21 protein-coding genes and 1 tRNA gene are annotated in these 26,628 nt (G+C 38.1%); 9 read left to right on the top strand and 13 right to left on the bottom strand.

The annotated features are described in order from the left end of the window. Positions 1-84: 84 nt before the first annotated feature. The 3 genes from dnaJ to grpE form a co-directional block, all read right to left on the bottom strand. Entirely contained in the window at positions 85-1,236 is a 1,152-nt protein-coding gene (dnaJ, locus tag A1D18_RS04470) for a molecular chaperone DnaJ (protein ID WP_071662614.1), read from the bottom strand. Positions 1,237-1,354: 118 nt separating this feature from the next. Continuing rightward, complete coding sequence (dnaK, locus tag A1D18_RS04465; protein WP_071662613.1) at positions 1,355-3,337, bottom strand: molecular chaperone DnaK; 1,983 nt, start codon at positions 3,335-3,337, stop codon at positions 1,355-1,357. Between the two features lie 125 nt (positions 3,338-3,462). Continuing rightward, positions 3,463-4,110: a nucleotide exchange factor GrpE gene (gene grpE, locus A1D18_RS04460; RefSeq protein WP_084028740.1), complete on the bottom strand. Its 648-nt coding sequence runs from the start codon at positions 4,108-4,110 to the stop codon at positions 3,463-3,465. A 229-nt stretch (positions 4,111-4,339) separates the two neighbouring features. On the opposite strand from grpE, the gene A1D18_RS04455 reads away from it, so the two are divergent. The 6 genes from A1D18_RS04455 to A1D18_RS04430 all read left to right on the top strand — a co-directional run bounded on the left by A1D18_RS04455 (position 4,340) and on the right by A1D18_RS04430 (position 9,318). Next, positions 4,340-5,227 (top strand): NAD(+) kinase, encoded by an 888-nt coding sequence (locus A1D18_RS04455; protein WP_071662612.1) that lies wholly within the window; start codon positions 4,340-4,342, stop codon positions 5,225-5,227. Between the two features lie 142 nt (positions 5,228-5,369). Beyond that, the gene (locus A1D18_RS04450; RefSeq protein ID WP_071662611.1) at positions 5,370-6,596 is read left to right on the top strand and encodes a hypothetical protein; all 1,227 of its coding nucleotides are present in this window, start codon (positions 5,370-5,372) and stop codon (positions 6,594-6,596) included. Positions 6,597-6,680: 84 nt separating this feature from the next. Continuing rightward, positions 6,681-7,997 (top strand): hypothetical protein, encoded by a 1,317-nt coding sequence (locus tag A1D18_RS04445; RefSeq protein ID WP_071662610.1) that lies wholly within the window; start codon positions 6,681-6,683, stop codon positions 7,995-7,997. 14 nt (positions 7,998-8,011) lie between these two features. Beyond that, positions 8,012-8,785, top strand: coding sequence for a triose-phosphate isomerase (tpiA, locus tag A1D18_RS04440; RefSeq protein WP_071662609.1), 774 nt, complete (start codon positions 8,012-8,014; stop codon positions 8,783-8,785). A gap of 26 nt (positions 8,786-8,811) precedes the next feature. Beyond that, positions 8,812-9,222, top strand: a complete 411-nt coding sequence (secG, locus tag A1D18_RS04435) for a preprotein translocase subunit SecG (RefSeq protein WP_071662608.1) — start codon at positions 8,812-8,814, stop codon at positions 9,220-9,222. 11 nt (positions 9,223-9,233) lie between these two features. Continuing rightward, positions 9,234-9,318 (top strand) — tRNA-Leu (locus tag A1D18_RS04430). Positions 9,319-9,380: 62 nt separating this feature from the next. On the opposite strand, the gene A1D18_RS04425 is transcribed toward A1D18_RS04430, so the two are convergent. The 10 genes from A1D18_RS04425 to icmW all read right to left on the bottom strand — a co-directional run bounded on the left by A1D18_RS04425 (position 9,381) and on the right by icmW (position 22,797). Next, a complete protein-coding gene (locus A1D18_RS04425) occupies positions 9,381-9,860 on the bottom strand; it encodes a DUF4440 domain-containing protein (protein ID WP_071662607.1) in 480 nt (159 codons plus the stop codon). 64 nt (positions 9,861-9,924) lie between these two features. After that, on the bottom strand, positions 9,925-10,746 hold the full coding sequence (gene dapD / locus A1D18_RS04420) for a 2,3,4,5-tetrahydropyridine-2,6-dicarboxylate N-succinyltransferase (RefSeq protein ID WP_071662606.1): 822 nt from the start codon (positions 10,744-10,746) through the stop codon (positions 9,925-9,927). Positions 10,747-10,780: 34 nt separating this feature from the next. Further along, entirely contained in the window at positions 10,781-13,876 is a 3,096-nt protein-coding gene (locus A1D18_RS04415) for an efflux RND transporter permease subunit (RefSeq protein ID WP_071662605.1), read from the bottom strand. A gap of 4 nt (positions 13,877-13,880) precedes the next feature. Beyond that, positions 13,881-14,915: an efflux RND transporter periplasmic adaptor subunit gene (locus A1D18_RS04410; protein ID WP_071662604.1), complete on the bottom strand. Its 1,035-nt coding sequence runs from the start codon at positions 14,913-14,915 to the stop codon at positions 13,881-13,883. Positions 14,916-15,049: 134 nt separating this feature from the next. Then, entirely contained in the window at positions 15,050-15,826 is a 777-nt protein-coding gene (map, locus tag A1D18_RS04405; RefSeq protein ID WP_071662603.1) for a type I methionyl aminopeptidase, read from the bottom strand. 150 nt (positions 15,827-15,976) lie between these two features. Continuing rightward, positions 15,977-18,679 carry a preprotein translocase subunit SecA gene (secA, locus tag A1D18_RS04400; protein ID WP_071662602.1) on the bottom strand — a complete coding sequence of 901 codons (2,703 nt, stop codon included), beginning with the start codon at positions 18,677-18,679 and terminating at the stop codon, positions 15,977-15,979. A gap of 57 nt (positions 18,680-18,736) precedes the next feature. Then, positions 18,737-20,629, bottom strand: a complete 1,893-nt coding sequence (gene dxs, locus A1D18_RS04395; protein ID WP_071662601.1) for a 1-deoxy-D-xylulose-5-phosphate synthase — start codon at positions 20,627-20,629, stop codon at positions 18,737-18,739. A 139-nt stretch (positions 20,630-20,768) separates the two neighbouring features. After that, entirely contained in the window at positions 20,769-21,785 is a 1,017-nt protein-coding gene (locus tag A1D18_RS04390; protein ID WP_071662600.1) for a hypothetical protein, read from the bottom strand. 35 nt (positions 21,786-21,820) lie between these two features. Then, positions 21,821-22,342, bottom strand: coding sequence for a hypothetical protein (locus tag A1D18_RS04385; protein ID WP_071662599.1), 522 nt, complete (start codon positions 22,340-22,342; stop codon positions 21,821-21,823). Positions 22,343-22,344: 2 nt separating this feature from the next. Beyond that, entirely contained in the window at positions 22,345-22,797 is a 453-nt protein-coding gene (gene icmW / locus A1D18_RS04380; protein ID WP_071662598.1) for a type IVB secretion system protein IcmW, read from the bottom strand. A gap of 228 nt (positions 22,798-23,025) precedes the next feature. Here icmW and icmV point away from each other — a divergent pair, with 228 nt between their 5' ends. From icmV to A1D18_RS04365, 3 genes are read left to right on the top strand one after another with little or no spacing between them, the layout of a single operon-like run. After that, positions 23,026-23,478: a type IVB secretion system protein IcmV gene (gene icmV / locus A1D18_RS04375; RefSeq protein WP_071662597.1), complete on the top strand. Its 453-nt coding sequence runs from the start codon at positions 23,026-23,028 to the stop codon at positions 23,476-23,478. Then, positions 23,478-26,027, top strand: a complete 2,550-nt coding sequence (gene dotA, locus A1D18_RS04370; RefSeq protein WP_071662596.1) for a type IVB secretion system protein DotA — start codon at positions 23,478-23,480, stop codon at positions 26,025-26,027. The genes icmV and dotA overlap by 1 nt, the downstream gene beginning before the upstream one ends. A gap of 33 nt (positions 26,028-26,060) precedes the next feature. After that, a complete protein-coding gene (locus A1D18_RS04365; protein WP_071662595.1) occupies positions 26,061-26,579 on the top strand; it encodes a regulator of G-protein signaling domain-containing protein in 519 nt (172 codons plus the stop codon). Positions 26,580-26,628: the final 49 nt, after the last annotated feature.

Raw genomic sequence — 26,628 nt, 5'->3', positions numbered from 1 at the left:
TTCATTCTCACGGCGCCTTGCTAAAAATCCGATTGTTGTAAGTATAAGATCGATGATACCTTTTTTAATCTAATTTTTCGAGTTTCAGTTTTGCTTACTGAAAAATTTCCTTATATTTTCAAACCACGCTTTTGCTTTAGGATAGTGATTTCCATTTTGTAACTCCTTTTCCAGCGTCATGATTAATTCTTTTTGTGTTTTGCTCAGGTTAACGGGTGTTTCTACAATAACACGACAAAGTAAATCACCGGTTACACCAGGGCGCCCAGGGACTCCTTTACCACGCAAACGTAATACCTTTCCACTTTGTGTTTCGGCTGGTATGTGTAAGTTTACCACGCCTGTTAAAGTGGGAATTTGTATATCACCACCTAATAGTGCAAGCGTTAAGTTAATAGGAACATCGCAATATAAATGATTACCTTCACGTTTAAATAAAGGATGTGGTTTCAGATGAATTTGAACATACAGATCGCCGGGCGGTGCGCCACGACTACCTGCTTCGCCTTCACCGGCTAAACGAATTCGGTTGCCTTCGTCTATACCGGCTGGAATCTTTACTGACAAAGTCTTAGTTTCTTGAATTTGGCCTTGACCATGACAGTCTGGGCAAGGATCAGTAATAATGCGTCCTTCACCATGGCATTCAGGACAGGCTTGTTGAATAGTAAAAAAACCTTGCTGTATGCGAACTTGACCTTGGCCTTCGCAGGTTTTGCAGATAGTGGGTTTAGTGCCTTTACGCGCACCTGATCCATGGCAGCTTTTACAGGTAACAAGACGCGGAATGCGGATTTGTACAGTGGCACCATGAATTGCAGATTCTAAATCCAATTCTAGGGTATAGCGTAAATCGGCACCGCGTTGTGTGCGTTGGCTTTGTTGGGGGCCACCACGATTACCGAAAATATTACCAAAGACATCACCAATATCACCAAAAACATCATTAAAGTTAAATCCATGTGCACTTTGTGAGCCACCCATTCCCGCAGCATCTACGCCAGCATGACCAAATTGATCATAAGCAGTCCGTTTTTTAGAATCTGATAAAACTTCGTACGCTTCACTGATTTCTTTGAATTTTTCTTCAGCATCTTTTGCTGATTTATTCTCAGCAGCATGATGTTTATCAGGGTGATATTTCATTGCCAATTTGCGATAGGCTTTTTTTAGTTCACTATCTGACGCGTTGCGTGAGACACCCAGTGTTTCATAATAATCAGCTTTTTTTGCCATAAGTAAGGACCAAAGATAAATCCCTAGCTAGTATCGCTAGGGATTTTGATATTTTTAATGGAAATATATATAGGGTTCGATCTCTTTACTGACTTTAGCCAGCAAGGAGAAGAGGTGGTTACTCTTTATCCTTATCATTATCTTTTTTATCCTTGTCTTTGTCTTTCACTTCTTCGAATACCGCATCAACAACATCATCTTTATTGTCTTTAGCGCCGTCCTGAGCAGTGTCAGTTTGACTTCCAGCATCACCTGCTTCAGCATTAGGTTGTGCATAAAGACGATCAGACATTTTTCCGGATAGCTCTGTAAACTCTTTAAGTTTAGCTTCTATGCTTTCCTTATCAGTGCCTTTTAGCGCTTCTTTCAATTCCTCTATTGCCTTCTCTAATTGAGCTTTTTCATCAGCACTAATTTTATCGCCAACGTCGGTTAGTGCTTTGCTAGTGGTATGAATTAAACTGTCTGCTTCATTACGCGTTTTGGTGAGCTCGCGGAACTTGCGATCATCGTCCGCATGGACTTCAGCATCTTTGACCATTTGTTGAATTTCCTCTTCAGATAAACCACTACCTGACTTGATAACAATTTTTTGTTCTTTCCCTGTGGTTTTATTTTTAGCAGATACGTTAATAATACCGTTTGCATCGATATCAAAGGTGACTTCGATTTGTGGTGTACCACGCGGGCCTGGCGGAATATCTGTCAGATCAAAACGCCCCAATGTTCTGTTGTCCTTGGCTTGCTCACGTTCGCCTTGCAATACATGAATCGTAACTGCCGGTTGATTATTTTCTGCAGTGGAAAATACTTGGCTTTTCTTAGTAGGAATAGTGGTATTTCTTTCAATCAGTGGAGTCATTACACCACCTAAGGTTTCTATTCCTAAAGAAAGTGGAGTGACGTCTAACAATAGGACGTCTTTAACATCACCACCTAATACACCACCTTGAATAGCAGCACCAATAGCGACTGCTTCATCTGGGTTGACGTCATGACGAGCGTCTTTCTTAAAATAAGCTTTAACCACTTCTTGTACTTTAGGCATACGGGTTTGCCCACCAACCAAGATGACTTGTGATATTTCGCTGAGAGAAATTTTGGCATCTGAAATAGCTTTTTTACAAGGCTCAATAGTGCGTTCAATTAAATCTTCTACCAGTGACTCTAGTTTGGCACGCGTTAATTTAATATGTAGATGTTTAGGACCACTGCTGTCGGCGGTAATGTAAGGAAGATTGATCTCTGTTTCTTCAGTTGAAGAGAGCTCAATTTTTGCTTTTTCAGCGGCTTCTTTCAGACGCTGTAAAGCAAGTGGATCCTTATGTAAATCAATCCCTTGATCTTTTTTAAATTCATCCGCTAAATAATTGATAACGCGTAGATCGAAGTCTTCACCACCAAGAAAGGTATCGCCGTTAGTAGCCAACACTTCGAATTGATGTTCACCTTCAATTTCAGCAATCTCAATAATAGAGATATCGAAAGTACCTCCTCCTAAGTCATAAACGGCTATCTTGGAGTCACCACGATTTTTGGCTAAACCGTAGGCAAGTGCAGCGGCTGTGGGTTCATTGATAATGCGTTTAACTTCAAGTCCTGCAATGCGGCCTGCATCTTTAGTCGCTTGACGTTGTGAGTCATTGAAATAGGCGGGTACCGTAATAACAGCTTCTTTTACTTCATATCCTAAATAAGCTTCCGCATCTCTTTTTAATTTCATTAAGATTTGCGCAGAAACTTCCTGGGGCGATAGTTTTTTACCATTTACCTCTACCCAAGCATCCCCATTCTTGGCTGGAATGATTTTATAGGGGACCATCTTGATATCTTTTTGTACGGCCTCATCATCGAATTTCCGACCTATCAAACGTTTTACTGCATAAATGGTTTCTGCAGGCTTGGTGACTGATTGACGTTTTGCCACTTCGCCTACTTTAACCTCATTATGGTCAAAACTAACGGTAGAGGGAGTCGTTCGCCGCCCTTCTTTGTTCTCGATTACTTTTGCTTTGCCGCCTTCCATAATGGCCATACAAGAGTTTGTAGTACCCAAATCGATGCCGATTATGGTGTTTCTTGGTGGTTGTGCACTTGCCATAAATTTCTCCGCGTTAAGTAGCTAATTCTTTACTGGTATCAATTGAGTTGAAAATGATTTGTTGATTGAAAATTAACAACTCCTATTAAAGTTGGGTTAGGAAGTTTAATTTTCAAGATACAGGATCATGAAGTTTTTTCTTTAGCTTTTGAAACCACGACCAAAGCAGGGCGCATAAGCCTTTCATTAAGCAAATAGCCTTTTTGTAGTACCCTTATAATCGTATTCGGCTCCAGTTCATCATTTTCTTCAGCGAGCATTGCTTCATGAAAATGCGAATCGAAGGCTTGGCCAGCAGGATCTATGGATTTTACGCCGTTTTTTTCTAATAAGTTTTGTAGCTGTTTAAGTGTCAGTTGGATGCCAGATAAAGCAGCATCCTGTTCTTCAGCCTTGGCATGATCGAGAGCGGTTTCTAGACTATCTTTTATAGGTAGCAATTCTTTGATAAATTTTTCTAATGAAAATTTATAGGCGTTTTCAATGTCGCGTTTAGTACGACGTTGGATATTGTCCATTTCAGCCAATTGATAAATTTTTTGCTCTTCTAATTTGGCTAATTGACTTTTATATTCACTGAGTCGATTTTCCGCCTTAAGTAACTGTTCTTCTAAGGCATCATAAGAAGGATGGGTTAATTGTTTCTCCTGTGCTGATTTTTTCTTTTCTTCAGAGGGAGATTTTCCCTCCTTAGCAGATTTAGAGGAATCTTGTTTTGCTGTAATATTGAGTTTTTCCCAAGTGGATTTTTTAGATGGATCTTTTTCGGTCATTTCTGACAGGCTCCTATTTTTTAAAGGAAAAAAATATCTGCTCTATATTAAGATAGAGATACCTACGTAAATTATGGAGACTCGAGTGCTTGGATTCAAGAGTTTGAGCTTTAGGCAAGATAAAAATTTAACTAAAAATCTAATCAAGACTAATATAGAGGTATTCCTGTTGACTCCCCTGATAGTTTCGACCAGGATATTTCCAATTTTTAATATATGAAATAAAGCTATGAGCAAAATTTTTACAACCATCGGTTTGATCGGCAGACAAGGAATGAAGGATGTCAGTGATACACTCATCGCAGTATTGGATTATTTGCAATCTCATCAGTATGAAGTATTGGTCGAAGAAGAAACGGCACATTGTTTTAAAAATCGCCAATTCACGTCTAGTGCACGCGAGCAATTGGCACAAAAAGTTGATCTGCTGATTGTGGTAGGCGGTGATGGGAGTCTTATCAACGCAGCCCATAGTGCGGTAAAGCATAATACACCTGTGTTAGGCGTTAATCGTGGCCGTCTCGGTTTTCTTACTGATATTCATCCTCAGGATTTAGAAAAGAAAATAGGTGAAGTATTAAATGGAAATTATCAAGAGGAGAAGCGCTTTCTATTAAATGCAGCGATAACCATGCAATTAGATAAGCAACAAGCAGGTATTGCTTTAAATGAAGTGGTGTTGATGCCGGGTAATGTGGCGCGTATGATCGAATTTTCTATTACGATCGACGATCAATTTGTTTGTGCTCAACAAGCAGATGGCTTAATAGTGGCGACACCGACGGGATCAACTGCTTATGCCTTATCAGGTGGAGGTCCAATTTTATACCCACAACTCGAGGCTATCGTATTAGTTCCCATGTTTCCACACACCTTAAGTGCAAGACCCATTGTTGTTTCGGCAAAAAGCCGTATTGTGATTCATATTGATACACACAGCACGGCGGCCCCTTGGTTAAGTTGCGATGGCCAGGAGCGCATTTCAGTTCCTATAGGTGCTAACATTAGCATTCAAAAAAATGATAAAGCACTCAGGTTAATCCATCCCTTAGATTATAATTATTTTGAAACCTTACGTAGCAAGTTACATTGGCATAAACATAATCATACGAAATAAAGAAAAATAGAATGGTTTATTTTTTAAATAAATAATTTTTGTTTTAAATTTAATTATTTAAAATTATTTTTTATTGATTGATTGTTTTTATGATTTTTTGTATTCTTTCAGTAAAAAATAATAATGAAAATAAGAGTTTTTTATGTCCGACCTGAATCCTCCCAGATTTGATAGCACTGTAAATGAGCTTAGTGTTTTCCCCAATCTAAAAGCAACTAAGGACTGGTTGGAAAATAACGAACTAGATACCAGTGATACGACTATTTTAGTTCCTTTTAAAGATAAAAATAATAAAATACATTTTTTAAAACCGATCAATCCTAATTTTTTTTCAGATCCAAAAAATGAAAAAATGATCAATGAAACTAACAAAGATATTCGAATTATAGGAGCAGCGAATAGTTGCCATATACACGGATTTTTTGAAACTATTCAAGCCCTCATTACTACAAAGCGTGTTCCTCATTTGAATGAGTTAGAAGGAGAGACTATCAATCTTGCCGATCATGGCTTTATTATTATTTATAAAAAAGGAGAAAAAAAAGCCGGACGTGATTTCTTTAATTTTTTTGAGAACGAAAGGAAAAGGTTAATTGAAGAGATTAAAAAAGCACAAACAAATGAGGCAGCACATATTAATCAAGCTGAATTTTTAGAAGCTCTTTCTAAATTGGCTCTAGATTTGAAAATAAAAGGAGGGATGTGTTATTTTTTTGGAACAGATAAAAATGGTAAACAACGGGTTTATCGAGAAATTTTTAGACAAAATGCGAATAATACAAAACTTGCTAGATATTTAGAACAAGAAGCAAAATGGCATGAATCTAAAAGACTTAAAGTAAAGGAACATAAATCACAGAACCATCATATAGTGCGATTTTTAATCGATTGGTGTAAGTGGACAATTTTTGCAGTGATCACTGCAATAGGGACAGGGTTGATACTTGGGTTTTTTATTCCTCCGCCGATAGGAACTATTGCTGCAGCAGTTATAGCGGTTGTTACGTTTGTTGGAATGAGTAGTATCGGATTTGCTAAAGCAGATAAAAACAATCCTACTACGATAGAACGGAGCGATCCAGAATTTGAAGAAGAATCTGAAATTACTTTTTCTTCTCAAATAAAGCAGAGGTTGGCTAGTTTAAAAGATTTTTTTGCTAGAAAAGCAAGCAGAATTATAGTTTCGCCTGCTGAGAATATTGGCAGTGAAATATTCACAACTACCGTTGATGTCACGACTGAGTCTAAATCATACCAATCTTGTACAACACTAGTTAAATCAAGTTTTCAATTAAGCTTACTATTTAAAGAAGAAAATAATGTTTCCATCATTGAAAATAATCACTGCGTAACACTTACACATCATTGAGAAACGAATGATATTTATTTGCAACCACAGTAAAAAAGTAGTTTGCTCGGTTAGTATGCATTAAAGAAAATAACAAGGAAGTTTATGTTACTAAGTCAATTAAACAATCAAGAGACACAAAAAATATTAGTCGATTTACTTTTTAAAAAAGGCTATTGTTTATGTATTCCAGATACAAAACTTATTAAGTCACGCTTCGAACAGGTATCTCCAAACTGGCTACAAAAATTTTTCTTAAGTAAAAATGCGTTTGGGCTTTCAGTAATCCCGATGTTCATGCTTATTTTTGTAAAAAATAAGCATTTAACAGCGGATCAAAGTAAGCATTTACTTGAATTATTGCAGGTATTAATGTCGCAAGCAGAAATCGATACTATCGATCAAATATTCTTTGATACTAAAGTGAAGCGAGTAGCTTGGGCTTATTATATCTTAGATGAGTTATTAAAATTTACGTTAGATGATTTTGTTATATCGGATAAATATAGCAGCAGAATTATGACGATGGCGGAATGCATAGCGTTTTTTTTTGATAAGGCGAGCGTAGTGGCTATAACCAAATTAACTTTAAATAGCGAAAATACCGGTTTTAATGTTATCCACAAACTCATGTATGTTATAGCTTATGAGAATTTACACCCCAACCAGGTGACTTATTTAAGTAATATTAGTAAAAAAATAATTGATAAAACGACAAATTTTGAGTTGCAAACATTAATTTTTCAGACGCAACGTAATGGCTATAGTTTCATTTGGTGTGTTTTAGGGACATGGTTGCAGCTAGTTTTTGAATGCGAAAATTCAAATCAATTTAAAGTTAGCCATTATACACAATTGATTAATTTTTTATTTGAAAAAATCGATTGTGAAAATTTACCCTCAATTTTGTTAGAAAATGAAACGAAAGGATATATAATTATTTTACGTTACCTATTTTTCAAACGATTTGAGCTGGGTACATTTCACTATGATTTAACAGAATCGTTCACTTTTTTTAAGCAATGGTGTAAAAAGATATTTTCTATACTTACCATCCAGCAAATTGAATTTATCTTAGATAATTTACCGCTATTATTAATTAATGATTTAAGTCTTTCTAATGATGATCGGCGATATTTAATACGAAATTTTTTTGCGTATTTGTTTGAGTTTTGCAAATTACAACCCCAGGAGATTGCTCTATTAAAAGATTTGCAAGAACGAATAGAAGAACGTTTTCCCTCTCGTAGTAAAATAATAAAATTCTTTCGGCAAGTAAGAGCACCTTGTCATTTTTTTAACTGCACTCATTTCCGGAATCTAATAAATAAAGAGGATGAAATTTCTCTTGATGAAAGCAGTCATCTGCTAAGTCCTTATTGTGCTAGACTAAATCCTAATTATTTGACAGTAAGTCTATAAGGGGGAATTTAATAATGCGCAAACAATATGTCATCGGCAATTGGAAGATGCATGGTAGCAAGACTTTCGTGACTGAATTGTTAAGCAACATTAAGGAGTTTGTACAAAAAAATCAATCAAACGTAAACATAATTGTGTGTCCCCCTTATGTTTTCCTTGATCAAACGCAAATAATGCTAAAAAAAAGCCAGCTGCAATGGGGCGGACAAAATATGGCTGCCGAGCAAGAAGGTCCCTACACGGGTGAGATATCGACGTTGATGCTATACGAATTTGGTTGTCGATATGTTTTATTAGGTCATTCAGAACGACGTCAATTATATGGAGAAACGAATGCCCAAATCGCAAAAAAATTTAATTTAGCTATAAAATCTGGATTGACTCCTATTCTTTGTGTGGGTGAGACATTAGCGGAACGTCAAGCCAATCAAACCCACGCCATATTGCAAACCCAACTAGAAAAAATAGTGGATTATGGTAGCGATGTTTTAAAACGAGCTATTATCGCTTATGAGCCTGTTTGGGCTATTGGCACAGGATTGTCAGCCCAACCTGAGCAAGCCCAAGAAGTACACCAATTTTTACGTGAGTACATTAAATTTTTGGGCTCGGATCTTGCACAAGAATTACCTATCCTGTATGGTGGCAGCGTTAAAGTCAGCAATGCGGAAGCTTTGTTCCAGATGCCTGATATTGATGGTGGGCTGATTGGTGGAGCATCATTAGATGCGGTAGAGTTTTTGCATATTTATAGAATACTTGTTTCAATAGCAGATCGTAAAGTTTAATTATCATTATATAACTCATAAGGTTTATGTTACAGCAGTTTTTAGTTTTAATGCACGTTATTATTTCGATAGCATTGATTGCTTTGGTTTTAATACAACAAGGTAAAGGTGCCGAGTTAGGTGCAACATTTGGAAGCGCTGCTTCACAGACAGTCTTTGGCAGTCAAGGATCAGGGTCTTTTTTACTTAAATTAACCGGTTTACTGGCATTATTATTTTTTGTTACCAGTCTTAGTTTAGGTTATGTAGCGGGGCATACTAGGAAACAGGATCCCATCCAAAAATTAGCTAGTATGGCTCAACAATTGCCATCCACAATTAATAAAACTAATAATATAGCATTGACAGAAAAGAAAAATTTACCTTTAAACAAAAATTCAGGAAAATCAACTTTCGAGCATAAACAATCTTATCCCTTACCCTCTGAATTTTCTTAATATTCTTCGTTGCCGAAGTGGTGAAATTGGTAGACACGCCGTCTTGAGGGGGCGGTGGCGAAAGCTGTGCCGGTTCGAGTCCGGCCTTCGGCACCAACTACTTATATTCAACCCTTCAAGGTACGAATAGATACCTTGAAGGGTTACCAAAGAATTTTTTATTTAATATCTTCTGGTAATACAGATGAATGATGAGATGAAATCAGCCATTTGTGCCCATTCCAATGATAAGTAAATGTATAACGCGAGTGAACCTTTTTTCCATCTTTTAAGGTAAAAGTATATAAACCGGTATCTATAGCTTTATTACAGCCTATCTTTATGGTACGAGAATCGATTTTTCCAACCGGATGTTTACTTAAAAAACCTTTAAAATAAGCAATCCGCTCTGTATTATTTACTCGGGGCTTATTCGATATGGTGGCCAATAATATCGCGTTTTCCATATAATTAGCATTAACTTTAATCGGGTTTCTTGTTTTGAGGGATGCGTTCCAGCGATCAAATAAAGCAGCTATTTCTTGTTCGTTAGTTTTAACACAAGCAATATGGTTAGTTGAGCTCATAGCCATAATGGTAGAGGTTGTTAATAAGCTGCTTAATAATAAAACAGTTGTAAAAATAGACTTCTTACGCATAGTAAAATCCTTAAAAAATTAAACTTAATAATAGTAGGTTAGTTATTTGATGTCTGTAATTAAATTAACTATCTCTAAGTAATTCATTAATTGCAACCTTGGCTCGGGTTCGTTCGTCAATTTGTTTGATAATAACTGCACAATTGAGATGACAATGTCCCGTTTTAGAGGGAAGGCTTCCAGCGAGCACTACCGAGCCTGCGGGGACATGACCGTAAATGATTTCGTCTGTTTTCCGATTATAAATAGGCGTATTACTTCCAATAAAAACACCCATCCCAATGACACTATTTTCTTCAACTATGACACCTTCTACCACTTCAGAACGTGCACCAATAAAACAATTATCTTCAATAATAGTTGGTTTGGCTTGTAGCGGCTCTAATACGCCACCGATTCCGACACCGCCAGATAAATGAACATTTTTGCCAATTTGTGCGCAGGAACCAACCGTTGCCCAGGTGTCGATCATGCTTCCTTCATCGATATAAGCACCTATATTAACAAATGACGGCATGAGGATCGTATTTTTAGCAATATAAGCACCTTGTCGGACACTCGCATTGGGTACGATACGTAAACCCTGTCGTTGAAATTGTTGTTTATCGTAATGTGCAAATTTTAATGGGATTTTATCAAAATAATGTGTATAGCCTGCATCCAGTAATTCATTCTTAGCGATTCGAAAAGATAATAAAATAGCTTCTTTTATCCAGGTATGAACTAACCATTGATGATGTTTTTTTTCAGCGACTCGCAATTTACCTTTATCAAGTAAATCAATAACTTCTAGAACTGCTGATTTACTTGCGTTATCAATCGTTTCAGCATTAATTACATTTATAGTTTGATAAGTTTTTTCGATAATGGTTTTTAATGGCGTCATGGGTAAGAAACTCACTTGGATTTAGATAAAATAATTACTCGTTGGCAATGATCGTTTCAGTTGTTTCATCTTCTTTTTCATTAATTTTATCAGGACTTGGTTTGGAATGATAAGCCAAAGTATAGACTACCGGCAAAATAAATAAGGTGAAAAGAGTACCAAGAGACATTCCTCCCAAAATAACCCAACCTAATTGATTGCGCGCATGACTACCGGGACCATGCGCAAGCGCCAATGGGACTGCTGCAAGTAACATGGTCGCTGTCGTCATAAAAATAGGACGTAAACGTAATGAAGCGGCTTCAATGGCGGCTTCTTTTACAGAAATAGTTCGATTTTTTTGTAATTGTCGGGCGAATTCCACGATTAAAATACCATGCTTAGTAATGAGCCCAATTAAAGTAATTAAACCAATCTGCGTATAAATATTTAAACTGCCATGGGTTAAATAAAGTGCTAATAAAGCGCCTGTGAGTGATAATGGCACTGCAATAAGTATAATCAAAGGAGCACGGAAACTTTCGAATTGAGCTGCAAGGACCAGAAAAATAAATAACAAAGCAAACAAAAAGGTTTGCTCCATGTTATTTCCTGCTTGTATAAATTGACGAGTTTCTCCAGAAAAATCAATTTGTACGTTATGAGGAAGAATTTTCTGTGTCAAAGTTTTTAAATAGTTAACAGCAGCACCAATGGTATAACCTGGGGAAAGATTAGCGCTAAAGGTCACAGCGCGTAATTGTTGAAAACGATTGAGACTTAAGGCGGTAGAAGAATTTTCTATATGAACGAAATTAGCTAAGGGAATCAATTTGTTATTTTGTCCACGTACGTTGATGAGTTTCAGCTGTTGATCAGTACGCATAAAATTTGGATATAATTGGGGAATTACTTGATAACTACGACCATTCCAGTTAACTAAACTCGCTTGTGGAGCGCCGATCAATATATTTAAACTATTAGCGATATCGCTCATCGAAATATCTGACGAATTGGCTTTGTCTCTATCAATATTAAGTTGAATTTGATTCGCATCCATTTTGAGATCCGATTGTAAACCTAAAATACGAGGATTATTTTTGGTAATGGCTAACTGAAGTTTTTTACTGAGTTGATACAGGGTCTTATAGCTGGCGGTACTTTTAAGAACAAACATCAGAGGCGCATGACCCGTAGCACCAGGTAGAGCATGGGGATTAAATGCAAATGTTTGTAGACCAGTAACCCTAGAAAAACGCTTAAATAAAGTTTGAATAATGTCGATACTTGTTTTACTTCGTTCCTGCCAAGGTTTTAAAATTAAAAAAGAGAGTGCGTTATTGGTGATAGGCATTCCTATTAACGTAATATAAGTAGCTATCTCAGGAGTGGATTGATAGATGGCTTGAATTTTAGCCATATATTTTTCCATATAGGCTAGGTTAGCAGAGGTGGGTCCCGTTGCTGTACTTATAATAAGACCTTGATCTTCTTGTGGAGCTAATTCGCTAGGTAAGGTTTTAAATAATCCGAAACAAACAAGATAAACGACTACACCCATACCTAAAATGATATTTCGATGATTTATCGCTAAAAGTAAATATTTTTTATAAGCGGTTATTGTGATCTTAAAAAAAAGATCGATTTTTAAGCTAAAACGAGAGGCTTGCTGCTCAGATTTTAAAAGCTTAGCACACATCATCGGTGATAAGGTTAAAGCAATGAAACCTGAAATAATGACCGCTGCAGCTAAAGTAAAAGCAAATTCACGAAATAATAAACCGGTCATATCGTTGATAAAACCAATCGGTGCATAAACGGCTGCTAAGGTTAACGTCATGGCAATGATGGCAAATCCAATTTCTTTGGTGCCAATGATGGCGGCGTTTTCCGGTGTTTTTCCTAAGTTAATATGACGATGAATATTTTCTAGCACTACAATCGCATCATCCACGACTAATCCAATTCCTAACACCCACGCTAAAAAGGTTAATACGTTTAAGGTGTATCCTAAGGCCCACATCGCGGTACACACACCCATTAACGATAAAGGGATTGTGACCAATGGAATTAAACCTGCGCGAAAATTAGCAAGAAATAAAAAGAGGATGCAAAATACAAATAAACAGGCTTCAAAAATAGTTTTTTTAACATCATGTAAGGATGCAGCAATAAATTTTGAAGTATTCCACACTAAATGAATTTTTATATCGGCTGGAGCTGATTTTTCTAATGTAGGTAACAGTGCGATTACCACTTTGGAAACATCTAAAGGGTTAGCAGTGCTAAGAGGCACGATGCCCATAATGACTGATTGTTTATTCCCATTCACATTGGCGCTGCTTTCATCGGATTCGACACCAAGAACAGCTTGACCCACATCGGACAAACGCACTAAATAGTTATTTTGTTTTTGGATAACTAAATTATTTAACTCAGCTACAGTACGTATATCCGTATTGGTATTGATATTAATGATTTGATTAGGAGTAATCAGTGATCCGGAAGCCGATTGAATATTATTTTGCTGTAACGCAGTGATAATATCACTCGCCGTTATCTGGTGAGCGGTCATTTTTATTGGATCGAGCCAGATTCGCAACGCATAATTATTATCCCCGAATATTTGTGCTTGACTGACACCAGGAATAGTTTGTAGTTGAGGTTGAATAACACGTGTTAGATAATCAGTTATTGCAGGAAGACTTAACGTATCACTAGAAAATGAAATAAAAAGTGTTGGATTCGCATCCGGATCTTTGGTATTGATAACGGGATCTAAAACTGCTTTTGGCAGTTGTTTTCGTACGGAAGCAATCGCATTACTGACATTAGTCATCGCTTTAGTGAGGTCATAACCGAGTTTAAATTGTAGGGTGATTTGGCTAATACTTTGTTTGCTTGAAGAATGCATAATATCTATCCCTTCAATACCGCCTAAAGCATTTTCTAGAGGGGTAGTAACAAAACTTTCCATTAATTGGGCAGGCGCACCTGGATAAGTGGTTTGTATGTTAATGACAGAAGGAGATATAGAAGGATATAAGCGTATAGGCAAGGATAAAAATGCTTTAAAACCGACTAGCAAAATAAATAAACTTAAAACAATACTTAATATCGGTTTTCGGATAAAAAGTTCTGTGAATTGCATGGATTTATTTCTCAACTAAGACGACAGAGTTTGCTTGTACTTTAAAGCCACCCACACTAATGATCTGATCACCGGCATGAATATCACTACTTAATAAACCCATTTTTCCATCTTTGTGAAAACAGATATTGACACATGTTTTAACTGCTTTATGATTAATGACGCGATATATAAAGCTACCTTTTTCATCCGTATTAACGGCGGTTTCTGGGACGATAAATAATGTTTGTGGTTTGCCGATTTCTATTTGGATATCGACGAAAGCACCTGGAAGTAGTTTTTGTTCGGCATTATTAAGACTTGCACGGACCGCTATACTGCGTGTGTCGTTATCGATGTGTGAATCTAACGCATAAATACTGCCCACAAATGTTTTATCTGGATAAGCACTGGCGTGAATCAATACCTTACTGCCAATAGCGATTTTGCTAGCTTCTGTTCCCGGTAAATTGAAATCTACCCATAAGGGATTAATGGCTTCCAAATCGACAATAGGTTTTGTAGGATCAATCATGTCACCCAAATTGATTTGACGCAGACCTAATCGACCACTGAACGGTGCACGTATTAATGTTTGATTAAGAAGGGCTTGAGTTTGCGCTTGTTTAGCGAGATTGATTTGGTAACTTGCCGAAACTTTATCAAGGTCTGCTTGTGCAAATACCTTTTTTTTAAAAAGTGTTAAACCACGTTCATAATCCGCTTTACTTAATTTGGTTGCTGCCTTGGCGCCATCTAACTGGGCTTTTAAAATATCCGGATTAAGCTGTAGTAAGGGAGTACCTACTTTAACATTTTCACCGGAACGGAAATAAATGGCAGTAATCCGACCAGTTGTTTCTGCTTTAATGACGGTGCCTTGACTGGCGGATAGGCTTCCGACAGCTTGAGTCTTTTTCTGCCACGCTTCTAAGCGTGCAGGTATCGCCTCAACTAATAACGGGGGGGGCTGGCCAGCCGCTTTTTTATTATAAGAAACGACACTTGCCGTACTGGCGACAATTAAAATACACAGAAGAATAGCGTAAATGAAGCGCATATTATTATCTTTATTTTGTGACGCTTTTATTTCAGTCAATACTGAGGACTAAGGACTATATAGGCCAAATAGTTTGAAATCAACTAAACTACTTTGTAAGTGCTTAATAGAGAGTAGAGAGCTACTATTAAAGACTAGATAATGCCTTGTTCTTCGCTGCGCTTGGTTAACACTTCATACCCCGTGTGGGTAACGAGTAGTGTGTGCTCCCATTGCGCCGACAAACTATGATCTTTAGTAACCACTGTCCATTGGTCAGGCATGAGTTTAATAAACTGCTTACCCGCATTGATCATCGGCTCGATAGTGAAAGTCATGCCAGGGATTAATTGAATGCCGGTACCGGCTTGACCATAGTGTAGCACTTGCAGATCTTCATGAAAGAGTCGTCCAATACCATGACCACAATATTCACGTACCACAGAAAATCCTTCTGATTCGGCAAAGTGTTGTATGCAGGCACCAATGTCACCCAGATAAGTGCCAGGTTTGACCAAGCGTATGGACTTATATAAACCTTCTTGCGTTATTCTTGATAAACGCTGCGCTAATATCGAAGGTTTACCGACAAAAAACATTTTACTTGTATCACCATGGTAACCGTCTTTAATAACAGTGACATCAATATTAATCATATCACCGTCTTTTAGTACTCGATCGCTAGGAATGCCATGACAAACTTGATGATTGATAGAGGTACAAATTGATTTTGGAAAACCACGATAATTTAAGGGAGCAGGAATCGCCAGCTGATTATTGACTATATAATCGTGGCAGATTTTATCGAGTTGATTGGTTGTAACGCCCACTTTCACATACGGAGCAATCATTTCTAAAACTTCTGCCGCTAATCGACCCGCAATACGCATTTTATCGATTTCTAGTGGAGTTTTTATAATAATAGGTGACATATTATTTGGTTAAGATTTGCATATACTCTTCGCCCTTGAATTTTTGTCTGTGTTGCCGCTCAATTAGCAATCCTCATGTATGTCTAAATACACTCCGGTTGCTTCATTCTCGCGGCGCCTTGCCAAAAATACCATTGCTGTGAGTATAAATTAATTGATTTTACCATGGCAATGTTTATATTTTTTTCCAGAGTCGCAAGGGCAAGGATCATTGCGTCCCGTTTTATTAGTATTTCGCGTACTAAGTGTGGATGCAGTTTCATTAGTTAACGAAGTCTCATCGGCTGCCAGTAAATCTTGATGTTGAAAATCGAGTAATTGTGGCATTTGTTGGCGTCGTTGTTCCTCTAAGCGTTCGGCATCTTCAGGTGTTCTTATTTGCAGACAGCTCAGTAAACTAATGATTTGATATTTTAACTGTTCTAAAAGTTCAGCAAATAACAAAAAGGATTCGCGCTTGTATTCTTGTTTCGGATTTTTTTGTGCATAGCCACGCAGATGTATCCCTTGGCGTAAATGATCCATAGCCGCGAGATGATCTTTCCACAAAGTATCGAGTGTTTGTAGCATTAAGGTTTTTTCAACTTGACGTAGTGTCGGAGAACCAAATAAATTTTCTTTTTCAGCGTAAGCGTTTTGAGCGGCGAGTAATATTTTTTCGCGGAGATTTTCTTCTAAACAATTCGGATCTTCTAACCAAGTGTCTATGGGTAAATCTAGACAAAAATCTTGTTTCAACTGATTTTTTAAGTTGGATATATTCCATTGCTCTTCTAAACTTTGCGGCGGAATAGAGTGTTCAATAGCGCTATAGATAACATCAGTCCATAAATTATTAATGACAGGTGAAATATCTTCTGTAGCCAATAACTCGTTACGTTGTTCATAAATTACTTTACGTTGTTCGTTAGCCACGTTATCAAATTCTAATAATTGTTTACGTACATCAAAATTACGACCTTCAACTTTACGTTGTGCATTTTCTATAGCACGTGTTATCCAGCGATGCTCAATGGCTTCGCCCGGTTGCATGCCAATCTTTTGCATAATCATGGCAACTCGATCCGATGCAAAAATCCGCATTAAATTATCTTGTAAGGATAAATAAAAACGTGAAGAGCCTGGATCACCTTGTCTTCCCGAACGACCTCGTAATTGATTATCGATACGACGGGATTCATGTCGTTCGCTACCAATGATATGTAAACCACCTGCGGCAATTACTTCATCATGTTTTTTTTGCCAGTTGAGTTTATGCTGTGTAATTTCTTTGGCAGAGCTACCACTCGGTAAGGCAGCGAGTTCAGCTTTTAAATTACCACCTAAGACGATATCTGTTCCTCGGCCAGCCATATTGGTGGCAATGGTTACTGTGCCAGGACGACCGGCTTCAGCAATAATTTGTGCTTCTTTTTCGTGAAACTTGGCATTCAGTACTTGATGCGGAATGTTTTCTTTTTGCAGAAGTTGCGATAAATATTCTGATGTTTCTATCGATGCAGTCCCGACTAATACCGGTTGTTTACGTGCCTGACAGGCTTTAATATCATCGATAATGGCATTAAATTTTTCGTCTTTAGTCAGGAAAATTTGATCGGCTAAATCTTGGCGAGAAACCGGTAAGTGCGTGGGAATCACGACAACTTCTAAATTATAAATTTGTTGGAATTCATAGGCTTCAGTATCGGCTGTACCGGTCATTCCCGCCAATTTATGATACAGGCGAAAGTAGTTCTGAAATGTAATTGAAGCTAACGTTTGATTTTCGTTTTGAATGTTTGCTTTTTCTTTGGCTTCAACCGCTTGGTGTAAACCATCAGACCAGCGTCGACCCGACATTAAACGGCCAGTATGTTCATCGACAATGATCACTTGATTATTTTGCACGATATAATCGATGTCACGTTGGAATAAATAATGTGCACGTAGTGCCGCATAAACATGATGCATCAGGCCAATATTAGTGAGATGGTATAAATTTTCACCGGAATTTAATAAACCTTGTTTTACTAATAACTCTTCTAATTTTTGATGTCCTTCTTCTGTTAAATAGGCTTGTTTCGCTTTTTCATCGAGATAAAAATCGCCAGGACCGTCTTCTTCTTTTCTTAAAACGAGTTTAGGTATAATTTGATTGATTTTGATATAAAGTTCAGAACTTTCTTCACTGGCTCCTGAAATAATTAATGGAGTGCGTGCTTCATCGATTAAGATGGAATCCACTTCATCGACAATGGCAAAGTTTAAAATGCGTTGTGATTTCTCTGCCAAAGAAAAAGCCATATTATCGCGTAGGTAATCAAAACCAAATTCGTTATTGGTACCATAGGTAATATCAGCCGCGTAAGCAGCTTGACGCTCAGGAAGTGGAAGATCGGATACGATAACCCCCGTACTTAACCCTAGAAAATTATAGACTGGTCTCATCCATTCCGCGTCGCGTTTGGCTAAATAGTCGTTGACAGTAACGATGTGCACGCCTAAACCACTTAACGCATTCAGATAAGCAGGTAGAGTTGCGACTAAGGTTTTACCTTCGCCGGTACGCATTTCAGCAATTTTTCCGCTATGTAAAACCATACCACCAATTAATTGTACGTCGAAATGACGCAAACCTAACACCCGAGTACTCGTTTCACGCACGACAGCAAATGCTTCTATTAGCAATTCATCTAAAGAACAACCCTCTTTTAAACGAACTTTAAATTCGAAAGTTTTAGCTTGCAGTTGCGTATCGGATAAGCTTTGCATGCTGGGTTCTAGCGCATTTATCGCAATCACAGTTTTTTCAAATTGTTTGAGTAGTCGTTGATTACGGCTAGGAATAAATTTACTTAAAAGCGTAGAAATCATAAATATAAAAAAGTCTCAGTGTGACTCAACAAAAGCCCAGAAAGTGTGCTCACTCTACTAAAAAGTAAGTGATAGTGCTAGTCGTTGTTCAATAGCGGACAAGATAGTGGCGGCATCTAAATCTACTTGTGCAAGTAATGTATTAGGGTCACCGTGCTCAATAAATCGATCAGGTAGCCCTAAGATTAATACATCACAAGGAATACCTTGTTGATGTAAAAACTCACTCACTGCTGACCCGGCACCCCCTACCTTAACATTTTCTTCTAAGCTGACCAATAAACCATGTGTTTTTGCTAGATTACGCAACAATTTTTCGTCTAAAGGTTTGACAAAGCGCATATTGACGACAGTGGCACCCAATGATTCGCCGACAGTGAGAGCGGGGCGCAACATAGAACCAAAGGCCAGCAAGGCTATCGATAGTCCTTTGTGGCAGATTTCAGCTTTACCAATAGGGATACACGACATGTCTTGTTTAACTAAAGTCCCTATCCCTGCACCGCGCGGATAGCGTACCGCACAAGGTGTTGTTAGCTGAAACCCAGTATAGAGCATTTGCCTTAATTCATTTTCATTACTCGGTGTCATGATCGTTAGATTGGGAATACAACGTAGATAGGATAGATCAAAGCAGCCATGGTGAGTAGCGCCGTCTCCACCGACAATTCCGGCTCTATCTAAAGCAAACAATACCGGTAGATTTTGTAGTGCAACATCATGTATCAGTTGATCATAAGCACGTTGCAAAAAGGTAGAATAAATGGCAACAACAGGTTTTTGACCTGCGCAGGCTAGGCCTGCTGCAAAAGTGACCGCATGTTGTTCGGCGATGCCGACATCAAAGTAGCGATCCGGATAACGTTCTGAAAATTCAATCAGATCAGAGCCTTCACGCATTGCGGGCGTAATCGCGATCAAGCGATCATCGATGGCGGCCATATCACAAATCCAACGTCCGAAAATATTGGCGTAGGTTATAGGTTTGGGTTTATATGCGTTAGTGGGTAATGTAGGCGTTAAAAACGTAGGATTGACGGCGTGATAAGCAATAGGGTTTTGTTCTGCAGCAGCATAACCTTTGCCTTTGGTCGTAATGATATGAACCAGTTGAGGACCAGATAATTGACGTAAATTACTTAAAGTATTGAGTAATAAAGGTAAGTCATGCCCATCAATCGGCCCAATATAATTAAAACCTAATTCTTCAAACAAAGTACCCGGGACTAACATTCCTTTGACGTGCTCTTCGGTGCGTTTAGCGAGTTTACGTACACTCGGAATAGACTCCAAAATTCTTTTGCTACCTTCTCTAACGCTAGAATAAAGTTTACTTGATAATATTCGTGCAAAATAATTAGATAAGGCGCCTACATTGTTGGAGATCGACATGTCATTATCATTCAGTACCACTAAAAGATCCGCATGGATATCGCCTGCGTGATTTAAGGCTTCAAAAGCCATACCCGCGGTCATCGCCCCATCTCCTATGACGGCAATTGTTTTTTGAGCGGTTCTATTTTTTTTTGTTGCGACACTAAATCCTAATGCGGCGCTAATCGAGGTACTGGAATGACCGACACCAAAACTATCAAATGAACTCTCTTCACGCGAAGGAAAAGGAGCTAAACCATGAGTTTTCCGAATTGTACATAACTGTTCGCGGCGACCGGTGAGTATTTTATGTGGATAAGCTTGGTGACCGACATCCCAAACGATATGATCGTAGGGCGTATTAAATACATAATGCAAAGCGATCGTTAATTCCACGGTTCCTAAGTTAGCAGCAAAGTGACCTCCGCATTGATCAAGCGTTTGAATGAGAAATGATCTGAGCTCCGTTGCTAATTGTGGTAATTGCGTAGGTGTCAATTTACGTAACTGTGCGGGAGAGTTAATCTGTTCTAATAGACTCTTCGTACTTGAGTTTTTATCTGTGTTGTCGTTCAACTCGTAATCCTCAAGGTTGTTGGATACCCTCCGGTTGTTTCACAACGCGGTCCATTCCCAAAATCCCAATTGCTGTGAGATATTAAAGAGCCTATGCTATTTTTAAGGTCCATGTAGGTTATGTTTATAAGATATAAAATTATCCTGATGTTTGATTGGCGTTATTGATGTTTTGTGCTTGCTGTATGAGTTGCGATCGCCCTTGATTATTGAGCTCTAATACTAAGACTGACATAGTAGCGAGTAAACGCTCTAAAGTCATCCGTGTTTGATAGCTTTCCGCTAAATTTTCTGCTAATAGTTCGACTTGTTGGCGCTGCAAGGTAGCCGGATTTTCTTGGATCAAATCATTTTTATACCAATTTTTATCAAGAATTCGGCGCGTTGCCATAAAGTTTTCTAATTTTAGCAAACTAACGGGAGCTTGAGTTTGATTACTTAATGCGACTAATGCAGGCCTAACTGCAGGATCTGCTCTGCTAGGATCTATCGGTTGCCTTTCTGTATAGAGTTGATAAAGATTACTCATCGCGACACCTTGTATGGCTAAATAGCTGCGCAAGCTCGCGAGATAGTCTCGTATGGGTTTTTCATTCAGTTTAATTCTTAGGTTATTTGCTTTATCTCCATTTAGATTAGCAACCAGTTGGTTGAGGTTGATAGTATTGATAGGCGTTAGAGAAGAATTTAAGGCGTTAATAACATTTTGAGCTTCAATGGCTTCGGTACCATTATAACTAATAGGTTGTAGCAGGCTATTGATATCTATCGATTGTAAAGGATTTTTTTCTACACTAGGATTGGTTTTTGTATTCGGGTTCCAAGTAAAAGCGACGATATTATTACTTTTATCGCTTAAGTTAGCAAATTGCGTTAGTACTTGCTGTGTCAATAAACTAACTAAAGGTGAACTGGGATATAACAAATAAGCAGCTTGGGCATTGTTAATCGCAATGGTTAAGTCATCACCTATCGGCGCAGTGTTCATCGTGTTGGCTTTGATGGCGATTTGTCCATAACCTGCGACAAGCTTATCAACACTACTATTATTACTGGAAGTATCGGCATGGCTAGAAAGACTAAAAAAGCTTAAGCTAGCTAAGCTAATACTTAAAATACTATTTTTTAACGTTTTTATTTTTGATGAGTGAGACATAACAACATCCTCATGGAGTTTGAAAGTAAAGCGTCTTAGAAATTAGCATGGGGTCGCACTTGGTTTGTATTAGAGTTGGGTTGTGAATGGGCAAAAATATTCGGAGGAGCAGGAGTAGTTGCATTAGCAGAAACATTGGGCGTTGTAGGCCCAGGAATAGGTGCATTCGCATAAGGGTTTATTTTAGCGTTTTTTTCCCAAATATTAGGAGGTTGTTTTGCCCAGGGATTAGGTTGCAACCAAGGATTTTTATCCGATGAATGCGTTGAGTTTGCAGGGGTATTATCAGGGATAAAAGCTTTATCGTTATTTGAACGGGGTGTCGGTTTTGCTGTAGGAGATACCGTTTGATTTTGTTGAGTCACATTTTCTGGATCGGCATTGGCTTTTAAGGCATTCAGAACGGCTTGTGAGGCATTAGTTTCAGACTGTTTGATTTCATCTCGATAGGTTTGCAAAGGATCGCTTTTTGTTGATTCAGAATAGGCATGTGCTAGACCGATGAAGGAGTAGCTGAGAAAAATTATAGCGCATCTAGATAGCCAAGCTTTTAACATAATTATTCACCTTCTAGTGCTTTTAAAACGAAATCCAAACGTTCTTGTGAAAAAACTCTAGCCAATAGCCGTAAGCGTTCAAAACTAATATTTCTACGTAAAAATAAACCCGCTTCATCTTGTGGGCCATTACTGATTTCTTCGGCATGCATGAGCAGTTTAGCAGCAGAACCCGGATGTGACGTGTCTAAAGCTTGGAGGAGGTGCAAGGTACGAGACATACCTAAATGATTACCTAAGCGGATAAACAAAGCTTGTTGGGAGAGTTTATCGAGATCGACTTTATCGATATCATTAAGTTCTTTACCCAGCTCTAGAATGCTTGCTTCAAGCGCGTCATCACCATCTTTAGTCCAAGACTCTACGCTTTCCATGAAACAAAGAACTCGATAGATCAAGGGATCTTGATAGTGTTTCCAATAGAGGTGTGAACCTTTGTGAGTGAGATCGGGCATAAATAGTATCTTTTTTATTGGTCTACTTTAATAAGTATAAAGCCGAAAAGGAATCTTGATTATCCAACTTAATGCAAGCTAAATCAAACTCTAAAAAAAAATCAACTGGATTTCCTAAGCTAATTTTTTATCGTAGGTTCCTGTATGGCCCTCCATGTATCGTGTCATTAAAATTTGCAAGTTGGTTTCGGTCAAGATAATATAGGCGATTAAACCGCGGAGTAGCACGTGAGTTTTTTTGGTAGTATAAAAAAAATAATTAAGCCTGCTGTCGATGTCCCAAAGTGGATAGGCTATCGACAATTGGTTAAAAGCAACCGCTTGTTTTTCGGATTTATTAAAAAATTCTTCATTCCCGATCAAGCTAAGACCGAGGAATCCTTTGAAGAAGCACTATTACGTCTTAAGCTGACTCCAGCTGATTTAATTCAACGTAGCAAAGAATTTACACGTTTGATGAAGGTATGGATTTTTCTTTTCTTTCTTAGCATTAGCTATGGCATTTATCTTTTTTATAATCATGCTTTGCGAGGGTTTTTTCCTTGTCTAGGCATTAGTATTATTATTTTAACGCAAATTTTTCGCTATCATTTTTGGCTTTTTCAAATTAAACAGCGTCGTTTAGGTTGTGGTTTTCGTGATTGGTTGGGCAGTCAATTTATTATTGGAAAGAAAAAATAATGAAAAGGTTTCTATTAAGTGGCTTTCTTTACTTGTTTCCATCCTTGTTATTAGCGGATACCTTAAGCTTAACACCACCCAGTACCGATTTATCCATGTCGTATTTAGCGACTATTTTCGGCGTGGTGGATGGCGTATTACATGGAACAGGAAGTCAGATTTTAGGAACAATGTTTGGCGCATTTAATTCCATTATATTAGTCATGGCTTCCATGATATTAAGCTATGTCTTATTTGTATCTATCTTAAATACCTCACATGAAGGCGAATTTCTAGGTAAGAAATGGTCTTCGATTTGGGTGCCAGTTAGAACGGTTATGGGAGTTGGTTTATTATTACCTAAGGCAACCGGTTACTCCTTTATACAAATCATGGTGATGTGGGTGGTAGTACAAGGAATAGGTGCGGCGGATGAAGTTTGGAATGTCGCCTTAAATTATATGAATCGTAATGGAACTATTGTCGAGCCTATCCAATCCTTAGCACCTAATCCAGATTCTGGTAAAGCAAATAATACTTTTCTTATCAATAATGCAGGAAGTATTTTGAAATTAGAAACCTGCATGCTAGCGGTACAAAATGCTTTAAAACGTCAAAATACATCGTTTGTTGAAGTACCTTCTCATTCAGCAGGAGTTACTCCTTCAACGTTGTCTGTTCCCGATTTTATGAGTTCTCTGTCTGTGACAGGTAAAGGTCCTGATGGATTAAACACCGGTTTACCGATAAATTACTCAAAAGACACAGGTGGTTTTATAACATTTCCTGGAAAAGAAGGTTTGATCAATACACCTTACAATAAATATATCGGTATGTGTGGAAATGTTTCTTGGAACTTTATTGGAAAAAGTGATAATGACCAAGTTTATAACCCAGCACAATTGACAGCGAATGATAGTGCCAGTATTGCAGCGAGACAAATGACGTTAGATTTAGGCGGATTAGCTAAATCAATTGCGAATGAATTAGTACCCCCCTCTGCAGGAAAACCGGTAATTCCAGTTCATTTAAAGCCAGAAGATAGTATTTTTAATCCGGATGCCTTAGTGGATACGGGGGATGATTATCTTGGTATTGTAAAACCCGCTTTGCGATCCTTAGATGACGAGGCTAATAAAAAATATAAGGAATTCATCAAGAAGGCTAAAGATACAGGTTGGATACTGGCAGGAAGTTACTACTATAACATGGCGCGTTTAAATCAAAGTATCAAAAATAATACAGGAATGCTGGCTATTAAGGATAAATTGATACCTCTGTTTAATCCAGCCTACGAGAAAGGTAGTTTTAATGATATCGTTGACGATAATGTTAAAATTAATTTAAAAAATAATTTGCCGATTAATAATGGGGTTATCGACCAATATGTTACTGCCGAGATTGCCAGGGCAGGAATGAATAACAACCCAGGGCTTAATCCAGATCCTTCTTTCCCAGCTAATTCAGGAGAACAATTTGGAGGGACTATCGTATCTGGAATAATGCATATTATATTCCCGCGCGTATATGACTTCGAAAAAACGTTTGCAGATAATATAAATAAAAAAAATATGGATCCTATTTTTGCTTTAGTCTCGGTAGGAAATGGCCTAGTCACTATGGTTGAGCAAATATGGATATCTATTTTGGCCACTGTTGCAGTATTAGGGGGAGTAGGTGGTGTGGTTTCGTTTTTCTTCCCTGGGCCTGCAATTGTAGCGGGTTTGGTTGCTATGCTCATCGTATCGTTAATAATGCCATTAATTACTATTTGGATGGGAGTTAATTTGGTTCTGGGTTCGGTATTATCTTATTACGTACCGCTTATTCCATTTTTCCTATTTACGTTTGGTGCTATTACATGGTTTGCAGTCGTATTAGAGGCAATTTTAGCTGCACCATTAGTAGCATTAGGTATTACTCACCCTGAAGGGCATGACTTTTTAGGAAAGGCAGAGCAATCGGTTATGTTGCTGGCTAGCGTTTTCTTACGGCCCATGCTAATGATATTTGGTTTAATTTTCGGGATTATTTTATCCTATGTTGCGCTGTCAGTATTTAATCGTGGTTTTGCTATTGCAGTACAATTTTTAACGGAATATAACGGCGATATATTCAGTATTGTTTATCAGTTAGCGATGATGGCTATTTATACCGCCGCAATATTAGCTATTGTTAATCGTAGCTTTGCGATGATTTATGAGGTGCCAAATAAGGTACTGCGCTGGATCGGTGGCCCACAAGAAAGTGGTCATGAGGAATCCATGTTGCAGAGTATTCGCGGTCAACATGATCGTGATATAGGTCAAGTGGGTCAATTAGCACCTAACAATCAAACGATTAGTGAGACGGCTGCAGCGGGTTCACAGATGTCAAATGCTATGTTGCCAGGCAACCAAACCTCTGCTAGCAGCTCTGGCGGCACAGAGGGTGGCGATGGATCACCTCCTACTGGTGGAGGAGGAGGATCAGGTGGTGGCGTACCTCCTGCTGGCGGTGGTGGTGGATCAGCCGCAGGTGGTAGTGGTGCTAGTAGCGCTGCGAGAACTGCAGCTGAGGTAGCCGTCTGATAGTTTTTATATTAAAAAAAGGTTTAATGATTCATGAAAGATGCTGAATTCAATTTAAATTTAGATGAGCTATTTACCCAGCTTGCTGAAATTACACAGAATTCAGAGATTAATCCACAAGCCTATGTGTATTTGTTGCTTTTATGGGGTTATTTTGAAGTTTCTGTGGAGGACGGAAGCCAAGGAGATAGTTCAGGAAGCGGAAGCGCAATATTATCCAGGCCAAATATTATCCAAATTGAACAAGGTTATCAAATTTTTGATTATGGCACACATCTGAAAACAGCTGCTGGAAAATATTATGGCAGTTACACAACGGGAAGATTACTGATAACTGTGAGGGCGATAATTAAGTTGTTGAGTGAACGCGGAGCTAAAAAGCTACAATTTGATGGATTGGACGCAGCCAAGCGCTTTGCTTGGCTCGAATGTGAAAGGTACAAAATAAAAGTAACTAATTTTACACCCGATAATAAAACCCAAATATTACATAATCGCTTACCGCGTCTAGACAGTTTACGCAGCAGCATTCCTTACACATCAAGTAAATAAAATCCTGTTTTTTTATTTCACCCGAATAGCCAATCGATACATGTATTTT

Source organism: Candidatus Rickettsiella isopodorum, from assembly GCF_001881495.1.
Classification (GTDB): domain Bacteria; phylum Pseudomonadota; class Gammaproteobacteria; order Diplorickettsiales; family Diplorickettsiaceae; genus Aquirickettsiella; species Aquirickettsiella isopodorum.
This window is presented reverse-complemented; position numbering and strand designations above follow the sequence as displayed.

What these genes read in the sequence shown, in the direction of transcription:
- grpE (WP_084028740.1), bottom strand. Translation starts at nt 4,110, where the DNA reads ATGACCGAAAAAGATCCATCTAAAAAATCCACTTGGGAAAAACTCAAT.
- A1D18_RS04390 (WP_071662600.1), bottom strand. Translation starts at nt 21,785, where the DNA reads ATGTCTCACTCATCAAAAATAAAAACGTTAAAAAATAGTATTTTAAGT.
- secG (WP_071662608.1), top strand. Translation starts at nt 8,812, where the DNA reads ATGTTACAGCAGTTTTTAGTTTTAATGCACGTTATTATTTCGATAGCA.
- icmW (WP_071662598.1), bottom strand. Translation starts at nt 22,797, where the DNA reads ATGCCCGATCTCACTCACAAAGGTTCACACCTCTATTGGAAACACTAT.
- dapD (WP_071662606.1), bottom strand. Translation starts at nt 10,746, where the DNA reads ATGACGCCATTAAAAACCATTATCGAAAAAACTTATCAAACTATAAAT.
- dnaJ (WP_071662614.1), bottom strand. Translation starts at nt 1,236, where the DNA reads ATGGCAAAAAAAGCTGATTATTATGAAACACTGGGTGTCTCACGCAAC.
- A1D18_RS04450 (WP_071662611.1), top strand. Translation starts at nt 5,370, where the DNA reads ATGTCCGACCTGAATCCTCCCAGATTTGATAGCACTGTAAATGAGCTT.
- secA (WP_071662602.1), bottom strand. Translation starts at nt 18,679, where the DNA reads ATGATTTCTACGCTTTTAAGTAAATTTATTCCTAGCCGTAATCAACGA.
- tpiA (WP_071662609.1), top strand. Translation starts at nt 8,012, where the DNA reads ATGCGCAAACAATATGTCATCGGCAATTGGAAGATGCATGGTAGCAAG.
- A1D18_RS04410 (WP_071662604.1), bottom strand. Translation starts at nt 14,915, where the DNA reads ATGCGCTTCATTTACGCTATTCTTCTGTGTATTTTAATTGTCGCCAGT.
- dnaK (WP_071662613.1), bottom strand. Translation starts at nt 3,337, where the DNA reads ATGGCAAGTGCACAACCACCAAGAAACACCATAATCGGCATCGATTTG.
- A1D18_RS04425 (WP_071662607.1), bottom strand. Translation starts at nt 9,860, where the DNA reads ATGCGTAAGAAGTCTATTTTTACAACTGTTTTATTATTAAGCAGCTTA.
- A1D18_RS04415 (WP_071662605.1), bottom strand. Translation starts at nt 13,876, where the DNA reads ATGCAATTCACAGAACTTTTTATCCGAAAACCGATATTAAGTATTGTT.
- dotA (WP_071662596.1), top strand. Translation starts at nt 23,478, where the DNA reads ATGAAAAGGTTTCTATTAAGTGGCTTTCTTTACTTGTTTCCATCCTTG.
- A1D18_RS04455 (WP_071662612.1), top strand. Translation starts at nt 4,340, where the DNA reads ATGAGCAAAATTTTTACAACCATCGGTTTGATCGGCAGACAAGGAATG.
- A1D18_RS04365 (WP_071662595.1), top strand. Translation starts at nt 26,061, where the DNA reads ATGAAAGATGCTGAATTCAATTTAAATTTAGATGAGCTATTTACCCAG.
- map (WP_071662603.1), bottom strand. Translation starts at nt 15,826, where the DNA reads ATGTCACCTATTATTATAAAAACTCCACTAGAAATCGATAAAATGCGT.
- A1D18_RS04385 (WP_071662599.1), bottom strand. Translation starts at nt 22,342, where the DNA reads ATGTTAAAAGCTTGGCTATCTAGATGCGCTATAATTTTTCTCAGCTAC.
- A1D18_RS04445 (WP_071662610.1), top strand. Translation starts at nt 6,681, where the DNA reads ATGTTACTAAGTCAATTAAACAATCAAGAGACACAAAAAATATTAGTC.